The organism is Clostridium mobile, assembly GCF_018918285.1.
In the GTDB taxonomy this organism is placed as follows: Bacteria; Bacillota; Clostridia; order Clostridiales; family Clostridiaceae; genus Clostridium_AW; species Clostridium_AW mobile.
On record NZ_JAHLQF010000001.1, the window covers coordinates 410,898 to 423,061 of the forward strand.

Sequence of the window (12,164 nt, forward strand, 5' to 3'; positions counted from 1 at the left end):
TCTATAAATTCCATAATTTTTTGCAATTTGTAGAAATATCTATAGCACCAGCTGCTAACGAGTTCATTGCATCTTTTTTAGTTTTTATAAGTCCCCCTGCTATAATAGGCATACCTATTTCTTTTTCCATGTTTGCAATTATATTTGACGCAACTCCTGGCATAACCTCTACTGCATTAGGAGAGGCATCATGAATGCTTTTTATACCCTTTTCTAGAAATAAGGAATCTATAATAAAAATCCTTTGAATACTGTATAGTCCTAATTGTTTTGCGTATTTTATATTGCTTGTTTTAGTAGTGATTATTCCCCTAGGATTAGCATTTTCTTTTATAAATTCAATGCCTGAAAAATCCCCCTTTAAACCCTCTATCATATCTAAGTGTATAAAGGGAAGCTTTTTATTTTCCTCTAATTTTTTGCATATAGACCCTATATTAATTATATTTCCATAGAGAATGAAAACTATTAAAGCTTTACTTTTTATAACCTCTTCTAAATCATCATCATTTCTTAATGCTGCAATTATAGGATTTTCTATAAGTAATTCTTTAATATTACCCATACTCATTCCCCTTTACGCTTTTTTCCCTAGCTTCATTTCTTCCAATAGTTCCTTAACTTCTCTAATATTTTTTCCAATGCTTATTTCAACAGCTCCTGTAATTGCACCTTCTACTAAAGGAGTATCAACTATTTCAATTTTATGTTTTTTCTCCTCTTCTAAAAATTCTAATGCCATTTCTGCATTCATTAATGCACTACCTAAATCAAATAATATTACTATACCATCCTCTGAATATACTTCTTCTATAGCAGCTGTTATAAGATCTATGTCAGTACCAATTCTTCCGTCCTTAGTGCCTGCCGCTACAGATATGTTTACTTCTGGAGCCATTTGAAGTGCTAACTCCTTAAGCCCCTCTCCTATTTTAAAACTATGTGATATTAATACCATACCTACCATAATAAACTCACCTCTAATTATCTTTTGCTAAAAAATCATAAATTTCATTTAACATTAAATAACAGGAAGTAGCGCCGGGGTCCTGATGACCTAAGCTTCTTTCTCCTAAGTAACTTGCTCTACCCTTAGTTGCAATTATTCCTTTTGTGTACTCCACTCCCTTTAATGCTTCATCTCTCATATTTTCTAGTATAACCATACTATCTAGATTTTCTTCTTTACCACGAATTAAAGCTTCTAATGCTGGCTCTAGTGAATCAATGATTGTCTTTTCACCTCTTCTACTCTTCCCTCTCATTTTTATACCTTCTACTGCATTTCTTAATATATTTATAAAATCTTCCATATCTACTTCCTCTTTATTTGCGGCAACTGCTCCTTTCATAAAAGCAGTGCCATATATAGGACCTGCCGCTCCTCCCACATTAGATACCAAAGTTAGTCCTACTGTTTTTAGTACATCTCCCACATTATTTGCTTTAATTCCATTTAATTTTTCCCTTACAGCTTTAAATCCTTTTGCCATATTAATTCCATGATCTGCATCTCCTATAGCTGAATCTAACTCTGTTAAATATTCTATGTTTTTTTCCATAACATCAGCAATATTGTTTATAAGCTGTATAGTTTGTCCAACGTTTATTGACATGGTAATTCCCCCTTTATTTTTAGTTGAGAGTGCAAAGTTAAAAGTGAATAGCAATAGTGTAGGAATTTCATCCATAACTTTTTATTCTTCACTCTTAACTTTTCACCACCTCTCAACCTATAAAATCATTTGAAATCTTATTATATGGATTTAAAGGCTGGTGTATCTGCTGGAGCATCCAATAATTCCTTTAGCTCTTCATCTAATTTTAGTAGCGTTACTGAGCAACCAGCCATTTCCAATGAAGTCATGTATTCACCCACAAAGGTTTTATATATTTTTATTTCCTTTTCTTTTAATATCTTATCTACTTTATTATTCACAATAAATAATTCCATTAATGGTGTAGAGCCTAAACCATTAACCATGATTGCTACTTCATCACCTTTTTGTAGTTTCATATCTTCTAATATTTTAGAAACTAGATGTTCTGTTACCTCATCAGCAGATTTTAAACTTTCCTTGTGAGTACCAGGCTCTCCATGTATACCCATGCCTATCTCCATTTCATTTTCCTCAAGTGTGAAGGTAGGTTTACCAGCTGCCGGTACAATACAAGGTGTTAATGCCATTCCCATACTTCTTACATTTTCTATTACCTTTTCACCAATTCTCTTTACTTCTCCTAGATCTGCACCCTTTTCAGCTAGAGCACCTGCTATTTTGTGCACAAAAATTGTACCTGCAATTCCTCTTCTACCTGTAGTATAGGTGCTATTTTCCACCGCCACGTCATCATTTACTACTACATAATCTACTTCTATTCCCTCTGCCTCAGCCATATCCTTTGCCATTTCAAAATTCATTACATCTCCACTATAATTTTTTATTATCAGCAAGACACCTTTGTCTCCTGCTACAGCCTTAATTCCTTCATATACCTGATCTGGAGTTGGTGATGTAAATACTGCTCCTGCTACAGCCGCGTCTAGCATCCCTCCTCCTACAAATCCACCATGAGCTGGTTCATGTCCACTTCCACCACCACTCACCAATGCCACTTTATCTTTTATAGGAGAGTTTTTTCTTACTAAAATATTTCCTTCTTCTAGTTTTCTAATGTAACTTGGATACGCTACTACCATACCATTAAGCATTTCCTCAACAATATAGTCCACATTGTTTATTAACTTTTTCATCCTTATTCCCCCTTAAATTTATAAATCATCAATTATTAAAATAACCCTTTGAATATTATGGCTGCTAATAATCCACCTACGATAGGTCCTAGAACTGGTATCCAAGAATACTCCCAATCTGAATCTCTTTTTTTAGGTATAGGTAATAATGCATGTGCTATTCTTGGTCCTAAATCTCTTGCTGGATTTATTGCATATCCTGTTGTTCCACCTAAGGATACCCCTATAACTAATATTAATAAACCTACATATAATGTTCCTACTCCATCTGCAGTTTTTTGCAGTCCTAATCCAAGTATACCAAAAACAAGTACGAATGTACCTATAACTTCTGATACAAAGTTTGTTGCCTTATTTCTTATAGCTGGTCCAGTACAAAATACTGCTAATTTAGCGTCTGCATCATCTGTAGCATCCCAATGTGGTAAATACATAAGATAAACTAATGTTGCACCTATAATTGCTCCTATAAATTGTGCAATTATATATGGCAACACTTGGCTACCAGGGAATTTTCCTATTGCCGCTAATGCTATTGTTAAAGCAGGATTAAAGTGAGCTCCACTGAAACTTCCAAATATGAATGCTGGAACAGCAACTGCTATAGCCCATCCTGTAGCTATAACCATTAAACCAGAATTGTTACCCTTAGTTTTACCTAATACACAGTTAGCAACAACACCATCACCCAAAAGAATTAGTAACATGGTTCCAATTACTTCAGCCATAAAACTTGTCATAATAAATCCCCCCATAAATCTGATTAGGGATATATAACCGGTTATTTCCCTTATATATATTATATTCTATTTTTTACATATAATTACTTACTTGATCAGCAACATGCTTAAAATTTATAAATATAATTTTAGCAAATAACAGAAGCTTACAGATATCTTCCAACCATATCCATATTTTCATATCTTCTTCATAACTTTTGTATAATATTAAGTTATGTATTGCAATTATATATATTGATAAATAAGCATTGGAGGAATTATAGATGAAATATACTATAAGAAAAAAATTATTTCTTGCCTTTGGGGTTACATTGTTTCTCATGTTTTTATTATCTGCAGTAAGTTTATATGATATAAATCAAATAAATCATAATGTGGAAAATATGTATCATCAAGCAACGGCAGTTAATTACATAAAAGATGCTCAACTTTATATTGCTGAAGTTCAGATAGCTGAAAAAGATGTGTTGTTATCTTCAAGTTTAGAAGAGAAAAAAGAACATATAATGCATGTAGATGAAGCTTTTGATGATGGCATCATTAAAAATCTTAATGAGTATAAAAAATTATCTCATATCAATGATAATAATAGAATAGATTTATTACTTGAAAATATTAATATAGCTAGAAAACAGCAAAAAGATATTATAGATAAAAGTATGAACAATAAAACTAAAGAGGCTCTGGCGCTTTCAAAGGAGAATTTCCAACTATTCCAAAGTATTGAAAATGAGATAAATACTATAGCTATTAATAATGTTCAAGAGTCAAAGCAAAAATATGAAGCCAGTATAACTATATATTATAATATAATAGAATCTGTTTTAGCATTCTCTATAATTGCTCTAATTGTAAGTATCACTTTAACAATTACTATGTCTTCTTCTATTATAAAACCACTGCAAAAGAGCATATACTTTGCCCAAAACTTAGCTAATGGAGATTTAACTGATAATTTAAATATAAAAACAAAAGATGAATTAGGTATATTGATAGATGCATTAAACAATACCGGAGCCAAACTTAAAGATATTGTATCCAGAATCAAATCAACATCTATGGAGGTTAATTTAGGTAGTGACCAGCTTGCATTAGCTATGGAGAACACAAATATATCAACAAATGAAATTGGTGAAAAAATTATAAATTCTACAGACAGCATACAAAAGATTACTACCACTATAAAAGAAACAAACAGCAATATAAAATCCATATCATTAAGTTCAAGCAAAGTTTCTCGTCTTGCAAATGAAGCAAAGGATAATTCATTTATTGAAGAGCAAATAGCGGTTATAGAAGAGATTACTTCAACATCTGAAACTCTTTCTTCAATGACCGAAAATTTAAATTCCATGGTAAAATATTTTAAAGTAGAAATATAAATAACAAAAGCCTTATGACTTTTTAAATTCATAAGGCTTTTCACAGTAATAATTAACTATATTAAAAGTATTCCATCATTCTGATTTTACAACGCTCTCATCCTCATTGCTACAGCAACTTCCTTTTTTATTTTTACCAAACATCATTGGCAACATAAAAATCATCATTAAAGGACATATAAATGGCGCTATTATTCCTAGCATACCAGCCGCTTTTGGGCTAAATCTCGCTATAAGCGGTAAAGATAGTATAATAACTATAGGCAATCCACAACAAAGAATCATGTGTAACATATGTTTAAATGAACTATGTTTACGAGCTTCCCCATTTTCTTTATTATCTCCATGACATTTCATAAACATTCCTCCAATATATTCTTTAATTTAAAAGTAATTACTTTTAATTACATTTTATATTGTTTATATAAAGATTATATGAAGAGATGCAAAATGGAAGATTTATTTAGTATGTTTGAGCATCTATGTCTTTATCTTTATTTCCTTCAATTGTGACAATAATATTATTAGGGAGACATACAATACTCTGGTATCCTTTATTTATCCACCCTGTATCTGAACAAATAGCATTTGGACAAATTTCCTTACTCATCTCTAGCATTCTTACTCTTCCATTCTTCACTTCAACATATCCTACATTTTCGTTAAAACTAAAATCATAAATTTCACTTGTATCTTTATTATTTAATGGAATAGTTTTTTCTACTTTACCATCAACCTTAATAATAATGCTGCTATTCTCATTATCGGATTTTATTAGCATTAAAAACCCCATTGGTAAAATACTTAATAATAAAAAAACTATTATAATTATCTTATCTAATTTTTTCATTTTTACTATTTTCATTGCAAACCTTCATCACTTTCAATATGCTAAAATATAATATTTATGGATTACTTAAATGTTCCTAAAGGATTTAAAATGAAAAGTATAATATAAATGGCTGCTCCAGTGTATATAGTTGCATTAAACCCAAATTTCATAGAAATGACTACAGCTAATATTGAGCCTAGTACAGAAAAAATTCCATTTACTCCATACATAAGTGGAACTATATTCTCTTGTTTTTTAACATTACATAATTTTTGTATTCCTGAAGGAAAAGCCATACCCATTAGAAGTCCCATAGGAAATAAGTTAAAAAACACTACAAAGAATTTATATGTTGTATCCCAATCCCTTGTTAGATTTAAAATAGTATTTAAACCTAGTTGATTTACTATAATCATAATTCCTGCTGCTAGGATATAGTAAGGTGACTTGGCAGTTAGCTTGTTTACTATTCTAGTTCCGCTAATAAAGCTTCCCACACCGCTACTAACTAATAAGCTAAATAGAACAAAACTAAAAGCTATAGATGAACTCCCAAAATACAAAACCATCTTTTGTATTAATGGAATTTCAACTAACATAAATGCCATTCCTAATGCCGCAAAATAAATAGATGCTTTTTCATGATCTCTTTTAGTTATAAATCTTTTCTTTATAGATTGATAAATAATTAAAATTGCAACTATTATCAAAATCATTACTTCAGGAACAAACTTTGAGTAGTTATAAAAAAATGGACTATTATCATTAATAGGTTTAGAATTGAAGTCTATTTTGTCTATAAGCTGTTTATAGTTGATTTCTCCAGTTTTTAAAGATTTATATGGTTCCATTTCACTTCCGGTATAATGAATCATATCTCTATTTTGTAAATTAGCAGTATTTAATATTGAATCAATTTCTTCCTGACTAAATGGTACATCTTTAAACATTACCAAAGGCATGACTACTTTGTTCCCATGAACCTCACTTTCAGCTTCAGTTATACCATTTATTATCACAAAGTGATTAGTAACATCTTTTTCTTTTACTCCTCTATCCATCAATACTTTAATTCCTGTATTCACTACTTTCATCAGGTCTTTTCTATCATGAAGCATAAAGGTTAATTTTCCATTATCAGATAAATGATCAAAATATTGATTAAATGCTTCCTGTGTAAATATATAGTATTCTGCTAAAGAATACATAGTATTTTCCACAGAATTTGTCATTACCATTGATAAATATATATTGTCATACTTCTCTTTACTATTCTCTATAAAATATCTTCCATCTTGATTATATAAATTAACCCCTGGATAGTTATATATATCACCACTAAATTCTTTAAACTTATTTACAGCTGTTATGGTTGACGGGTTTATTTCTACTGCATCAACTTTTTTACTTCCTCCAAGTAAGGCAAAAAGTACATCTTTACCACCACCGGAGCCTATGACAAGGGATTTTTCATTTTTGCCAAATGAAAAGGCAATGGAATTAACCTCAGATTTTAAATTTTGTACTGATTTCAAATTTCCATCAAACTTTACAATTGGAGCAGTTGCTCCCCCATCAGTAACTATAAGCTTTTCATTTTTATCTTTAATATCAATTACATCTGTTTTAGATATAGCATCCCACTTTGAAAATGAAATTTCAGCATTCTCCTTTGAGTTATTTAACCTTCCTATTACTGTTGCAGGGCTTGTATAGTATGAATAAAATCTTTTTTCTATAGAATCAAATAAATTATTGTTTAAAGATAACAAACTCATTATTACCAATAGGCTAGAAGATAAAATGATAGCTTGTCTTTTTTTATAAAAACTACTTATTAATATGGCTGAAATTATCATTACAATACTTACTACAACGACACTTTTTAAAAATCCAAAGGAATTCATAAGCTTTATAATTAATAAACTGCCTATTGCTGCTCCAAATAGATCCATTAAATAAAGCTTACCACTATATTTAGACCTTTCCTTAAATATAATAGAGGTTATTACTCCTCCTAAAATAAAAGGAAAAAGTGATGCTGGCATATATATTAAATATGTTGGAACAAAAGGAAATAAATACATTATTGATATAGATACAATAAAGCTTATAGGAAGCAAAACTGAGGAAAATACCAAAATATTTTCTACATCCTTCCTCATCTGTAATGCCCTATAAGCTAATATCCCTCCAAGTCCGCTTCCTAGTATTGCAAAAGATACCACTACAAAAACCAAATTATAAGTTAAAATAACTGAAAATAATCTAGTAAGTAATGTTTCATATGTGAAAAGCGACATTGTAGTAAAAAATATTGCAAAATATAGAAGCCACGTATACCTAGGTTCTTTTATTGTTTTAATGTTTTTTGCCACAATTGGTCCCCCTAATTATTTAATAACTTGTATTATATTTTTTAAAAAAAGAGCTTTGATAAAGACTTTGTTTTACCAAAGCTCTTTTTTTCTAAGTCATTATCTACATATCTTTTAATTTATTTATTTTTATCGTTAACTTTATTATTTGTATTGTTTGTTTTATTTAAATCGCAACAATCAAGTTTACTATCACCAAAAGTTTTACTATTTTCATCTGCAATCTTTTTTATAAAATCCTTTAAAAATTTTTTCATAATGTCTTCCCCCCCCAAAATTTATTTTTGAATAATCTTTTCTAAAATATCTATTATCTCAGTTATTTTTTCTTCACCCTTCTCTTCTTTAACAGCATCTTTTACACAATGGTGTATATGCTGCTTTAAAATTAGCATGTTTGCCTTCTTTAGAAGAGCTTGTGATGAAATAATTTGATTAGATATATCAACACAATATCGTTCTTCTTCTATCATTTTTATAATGCCTTCAATTTGTCCTTTTGCAGTTTTTAATAACATTAACGCTTTTGTTCTCTCTTGATTCATTACTTCCCTCCTTCACTTCTTTCCCTACACCCATGGGAGGGGATAGGGAGCAAAAAAATTATTTAATTTTTCCTCCCATATGTTTTAGTTATCTATAAATATATAATAACCAAATCTTATGAATACTATATGAAGAAATAAAAGTTTTTAAATATTTTTTATTTCTTCATGATCTTAAAAGTATTAATTGTAAATTAATAAGTATTATATCAATGTACTTTAAAGATATTATGAAGATTTATTAATGTACTTTAGTAGTAACTATATAAAATTTATAAAAATAAGAGACAGAAGCCCGTCTCTTTATCTTTGTATTCGTATCTATTCATTCTAGACTATCTTTTTTCTTGTATTGAGTAAATCTACAAAGGCTTCAAGCCTAGTTAAATATCCCGCTTCTCCAGTCATTTCATCTAATACTAGCTTAAGTATAGGCATGTTATGGTTCTTTTCCACTGTAGGTAAAATACTTTGAGCCACTATTTCTGGCATACAAGTAAAAGGAAGAAGATGAATTACTCCATCGTAATTACTTTTACTATATAAAATTGTTTCTCCTACTGTGTGTCTTGCATGGCCTCCAATTTCTAGATTAATATAAGGAGCTGCTGCTTTGTGTATTTCCTTCTTTTTAGATTTTACAAAAGGCAGAAAATCAATTTGTTCTTTTAAAAATCTACCAGTGGTTACAGCCATATCTACTTCTACTCCCAGGTTTCCAAGCTTCTTTACTATATTAAAATTGATAAAGGGCTCAACTACGGTGTAAATTTCCCCAACAATTCCTATCTTTAAACATTCTTTATTCTTATTAATAGGAATACTCTTTAGCTCATCAATATAGTTTTCAATAAGCTTAGAAGTCTCATCACAGCCCTTTACTTTATAAATTTCTTCTTCAAATCTATCATATAAATGATCTACAGAACCCTTGTTAATTTCTCTAGGCCTTACTTTAAGTGCAAGCTCATCTAATGTTTCAATTTTATAGATTAAATCCACACCCTTTTTAAATAAAGATATTAACTTAAAATAACTAGCATTTCCAGAAACCCTCTTTAGTTGTTCTAAAAAGGTTTTTATTCTTTCTGGAGAGTTTAGTTGCTTTACACAAATTAATTCAATATCATAGCCTAGATCTTTCAATATAAGCTTATGTAATGTGTTATAAAAACCAATTCTACAAGCATCACAACCTCCCCACATAAATAAGGTATCCGCTCCCATTGCAATACTTTCTATATAATTACCTAAGGTTATTTTAAAAGGAATACATATTTGTTCTGGTGAATTTTTAGTGCCAATTTCTAACGTAGTTTTACTGCACTTTGGAGGACAAATCACTTCTACTCCTAAATCTTCAAAAACTCCTTTTAATCCTGCATATAAATTACCCATGTGCGGAAAGGTTATTTTCATAATTATCCCTCCATTTAATCATATCAATAAAAGCTTCAATTCTTGTATTTATTCCTGCTTCACCACTGTGTTCATCTAATGTTAAGAGCATAAAAGGAATATTGCTTTGATTTCTTATAGTTTTTTCAACAATATCTACCACAACAGAATCTATACCACAAGCAAAGGTAGATATATATATTATTCCATCCACTTTTTTTGAATTTATGGCATGTATAGTGCTCCCTATAAGCTTTCTTGCAAAAGTCCAATAAAGCTCATCTTCAAAGGTGTTAGCTTGCTCATTTATATCAACTTCATCAATCATATCAGGAGTAAATATATCAATTCCTATGTCTTTTATTTTTTCTATAACTCCCATATTAAGATAAATATCGTATAAATGATAAGGGTGACCTAGTATAAGAACGCTTTTCTTTTTATTTCTTGGATCTTTACATGTTTTTAATAGCTCTTTGTGACTTTTATAATTTGTTAGTGCTTTATAATAAGCCTTTATAATCTGCTTTTCGTCACTGCAAAAATATCTTCCAACTTCTAAAATTATGCTCTTTAAACTTCTCTTAGATTTTAAAAAATCTATCTCTGTATCAATTATGGTTGGTAAATCTTTGAGAGAATATTTTATCATTTCTGGAAGACCGCAAAACTTAGGACATATAAATTCTCCATTTTCAACACTCTTTAATCTTGGAATAAATATATAGTCAACCTTATTTTTTAGGCTAAGTACATGGCCATGAAATAACTTAACAGGAATACAAGCTTCATCTACAGCATTCCTAATACCTTCATTTAAAATTTCTTTATTTGTGGGGTCTGATATAACTACCTCCACTCCTAACTCCTTAAAAAAGCACACCCACAAAGGATAATACTCATAATATAATAACCCCCTGGGAATACCTACTTTTTTTATCATAAATTACCTCATAATAAGCAAAACTGTTTATATTATTAACATTAGTTTTATGTAATATACAAGGAGGCACCAAATGACTAAAAAACAATATCTATACTATTAATTAGTAACACCTTGAAAATTTATAAATATAATTTTTATGCGAATACTAATTTTGAATAATTTTAATTGTCTGTATAATTAAAAAGTACTTAAATATCTTTTAATTATGGTATATAATTTTCTATCGTACTATAATTAAATCGTTATATGAATTTTTATATTTTATAATTAAGGGGGTCATAGATTTGAATATTGATGTCATTGGAGTTCCAATGTTTTATGGTAGCGACATAGAAGGTGTGGAATTTGGACCGCAAAAGCTGAGAGAAAAAAATATTTATGGAGTTTTAAGTAAATACCATAAAATTTATGACTTAGGCGATGTAAATGTTCCTGAGGAAAATGTCTCAAATAAGTTTTTTTATCATCCTAAAATGAAATATTTAAAACCTATAATCGAAGTAAATACAGATTTAGCAGATAAGGTGTATACCTCCTTAAATTCTGGAAAATTTCCTCTTGTACTTGGTGGTGATCATTCACTCGGTTTAGGAAGTATTTCTGGGGTAAGCAAATATTATAAAGATTTTGCTGTTATTTGGGTTGATGCTCATGGAGATATTAATTCTTATTTAACCTCTCCTAGCGGAAATGTTCATGGAATGCCATTAGCCGCTGCTATGGGAATTGGATATGAAGATTTAACAAATTTATATTTCCACGGAACAAAAATCAAGCCTCAAAATGTATTTATAATTGGAGCAAGGGATTTAGATGCAGGAGAATCAGACCTTATTAAAGAGAAAAAGTTGGATGTATACTCCACCTCAAGACTTCATGAAGATGGGATTACTTCAATAATTGATGATATATTGACTAAAATAAATAGACTTAATATTAAAGCCATACATTTAAGCTTTGATATTGATTGTATCGATTCAGATTACGTACCTGGAACTGGTACACCTGTGAAAAATGGAATGACTGTAGGAGAAGCTAAGACCCTTTTAAAGTCATTAGCTGAAACAAATCTTATAAAATCCATGGACTTTGTTGAATTAAATCCAAGGTTAGATAAGGAAGATGAAACTGCTGATTTATGTATAGACTTAATTGACTGGACATTTAGATATATAAAATAATATATTT

14 protein-coding genes are annotated in these 12,164 nt (G+C 29.8%); 2 read left to right on the plus strand and 12 right to left on the minus strand.

Annotated features, from left to right (window positions below; translation table 11 throughout):
* Nucleotide 1 precedes the first annotated feature (1 nt).
* The 5 genes from KQI86_RS02160 to KQI86_RS02180 all read right to left on the minus strand — a co-directional run bounded on the left by KQI86_RS02160 (nucleotide 2) and on the right by KQI86_RS02180 (nucleotide 3,495).
* The gene (locus KQI86_RS02160) at nucleotides 2-565 is read right to left on the minus strand and encodes a glycerol-3-phosphate responsive antiterminator (RefSeq protein WP_216437515.1); all 564 of its coding nucleotides are present in this window, start codon (nucleotides 563-565) and stop codon (nucleotides 2-4) included.
* 12 nt (nucleotides 566-577) lie between these two features.
* On the minus strand, nucleotides 578-967 hold the full coding sequence (gene dhaM, locus KQI86_RS02165) for a dihydroxyacetone kinase phosphoryl donor subunit DhaM (protein ID WP_216437516.1): 390 nt from the start codon (nucleotides 965-967) through the stop codon (nucleotides 578-580).
* Between the two features lie 13 nt (nucleotides 968-980).
* Nucleotides 981-1,616 (minus strand): dihydroxyacetone kinase subunit DhaL, encoded by a 636-nt coding sequence (dhaL, locus tag KQI86_RS02170; RefSeq protein WP_216437517.1) that lies wholly within the window; start codon nucleotides 1,614-1,616, stop codon nucleotides 981-983.
* A 140-nt stretch (nucleotides 1,617-1,756) separates the two neighbouring features.
* Entirely contained in the window at nucleotides 1,757-2,755 is a 999-nt protein-coding gene (gene dhaK / locus KQI86_RS02175; protein WP_216437518.1) for a dihydroxyacetone kinase subunit DhaK, read from the minus strand.
* Between the two features lie 35 nt (nucleotides 2,756-2,790).
* Nucleotides 2,791-3,495, minus strand: a complete 705-nt coding sequence (locus tag KQI86_RS02180) for an MIP/aquaporin family protein (protein ID WP_216437519.1) — start codon at nucleotides 3,493-3,495, stop codon at nucleotides 2,791-2,793.
* Nucleotides 3,496-3,758: 263 nt separating this feature from the next.
* Here KQI86_RS02180 and KQI86_RS02185 point away from each other — a divergent pair, with 263 nt between their 5' ends.
* Entirely contained in the window at nucleotides 3,759-4,877 is a 1,119-nt protein-coding gene (locus KQI86_RS02185; protein WP_216437520.1) for an MCP four helix bundle domain-containing protein, read from the plus strand.
* A 75-nt stretch (nucleotides 4,878-4,952) separates the two neighbouring features.
* Here KQI86_RS02185 and KQI86_RS02190 read toward each other — a convergent pair whose 3' ends face one another.
* From KQI86_RS02190 to KQI86_RS02220, 7 genes are all read right to left on the minus strand, one after another.
* The gene (locus tag KQI86_RS02190; protein WP_216437521.1) at nucleotides 4,953-5,234 is read right to left on the minus strand and encodes a hypothetical protein; all 282 of its coding nucleotides are present in this window, start codon (nucleotides 5,232-5,234) and stop codon (nucleotides 4,953-4,955) included.
* 106 nt (nucleotides 5,235-5,340) lie between these two features.
* Entirely contained in the window at nucleotides 5,341-5,742 is a 402-nt protein-coding gene (locus tag KQI86_RS02195) for a NusG domain II-containing protein (protein WP_246582626.1), read from the minus strand.
* Between the two features lie 47 nt (nucleotides 5,743-5,789).
* The gene (locus KQI86_RS02200) at nucleotides 5,790-8,087 is read right to left on the minus strand and encodes a spermidine synthase family protein (protein WP_216437522.1); all 2,298 of its coding nucleotides are present in this window, start codon (nucleotides 8,085-8,087) and stop codon (nucleotides 5,790-5,792) included.
* 119 nt (nucleotides 8,088-8,206) lie between these two features.
* Nucleotides 8,207-8,344 (minus strand): LDCC motif putative metal-binding protein, encoded by a 138-nt coding sequence (locus tag KQI86_RS02205; protein ID WP_216437523.1) that lies wholly within the window; start codon nucleotides 8,342-8,344, stop codon nucleotides 8,207-8,209.
* A 21-nt stretch (nucleotides 8,345-8,365) separates the two neighbouring features.
* Nucleotides 8,366-8,632 (minus strand): metal-sensing transcriptional repressor, encoded by a 267-nt coding sequence (locus tag KQI86_RS02210; RefSeq protein WP_216437524.1) that lies wholly within the window; start codon nucleotides 8,630-8,632, stop codon nucleotides 8,366-8,368.
* 330 nt (nucleotides 8,633-8,962) lie between these two features.
* A complete protein-coding gene (locus KQI86_RS02215; RefSeq protein WP_216437525.1) occupies nucleotides 8,963-10,051 on the minus strand; it encodes an acyl-CoA dehydratase activase-related protein in 1,089 nt (362 codons plus the stop codon).
* Nucleotides 10,023-10,973: an acyl-CoA dehydratase activase-related protein gene (locus tag KQI86_RS02220; RefSeq protein WP_216437526.1), complete on the minus strand. Its 951-nt coding sequence runs from the start codon at nucleotides 10,971-10,973 to the stop codon at nucleotides 10,023-10,025. The genes KQI86_RS02215 and KQI86_RS02220 overlap by 29 nt, the downstream gene beginning before the upstream one ends.
* 287 nt (nucleotides 10,974-11,260) lie before the next feature.
* On the opposite strand from KQI86_RS02220, the gene rocF reads away from it, so the two are divergent.
* Nucleotides 11,261-12,157 (plus strand): arginase, encoded by an 897-nt coding sequence (rocF, locus tag KQI86_RS02225; RefSeq protein ID WP_216437527.1) that lies wholly within the window; start codon nucleotides 11,261-11,263, stop codon nucleotides 12,155-12,157.
* Nucleotides 12,158-12,164: the final 7 nt, after the last annotated feature.

Bases quoted from the DNA above. Each gene is read 5' to 3' on its own strand.
- KQI86_RS02160 (WP_216437515.1), bottom strand. From the start codon at position 565: ATGGGTAATATTAAAGAATTACTTATAGAAAATCCTATAATTGCAGCA.
- KQI86_RS02190 (WP_216437521.1), bottom strand. From the start codon at position 5,234: ATGAAATGTCATGGAGATAATAAAGAAAATGGGGAAGCTCGTAAACAT.
- dhaK (WP_216437518.1), bottom strand. From the start codon at position 2,755: ATGAAAAAGTTAATAAACAATGTGGACTATATTGTTGAGGAAATGCTT.
- KQI86_RS02195 (WP_246582626.1), bottom strand. From the start codon at position 5,742: ATGAAAATAGTAAAAATGAAAAAATTAGATAAGATAATTATAATAGTT.
- KQI86_RS02220 (WP_216437526.1), bottom strand. From the start codon at position 10,973: ATGATAAAAAAAGTAGGTATTCCCAGGGGGTTATTATATTATGAGTAT.
- KQI86_RS02180 (WP_216437519.1), bottom strand. From the start codon at position 3,495: ATGACAAGTTTTATGGCTGAAGTAATTGGAACCATGTTACTAATTCTT.
- KQI86_RS02215 (WP_216437525.1), bottom strand. From the start codon at position 10,051: ATGAAAATAACCTTTCCGCACATGGGTAATTTATATGCAGGATTAAAA.
- KQI86_RS02205 (WP_216437523.1), bottom strand. From the start codon at position 8,344: ATGAAAAAATTTTTAAAGGATTTTATAAAAAAGATTGCAGATGAAAAT.
- dhaL (WP_216437517.1), bottom strand. From the start codon at position 1,616: ATGTCAATAAACGTTGGACAAACTATACAGCTTATAAACAATATTGCT.
- dhaM (WP_216437516.1), bottom strand. From the start codon at position 967: ATGGTAGGTATGGTATTAATATCACATAGTTTTAAAATAGGAGAGGGG.
- KQI86_RS02185 (WP_216437520.1), top strand. From the start codon at position 3,759: ATGAAATATACTATAAGAAAAAAATTATTTCTTGCCTTTGGGGTTACA.
- KQI86_RS02210 (WP_216437524.1), bottom strand. From the start codon at position 8,632: ATGAATCAAGAGAGAACAAAAGCGTTAATGTTATTAAAAACTGCAAAA.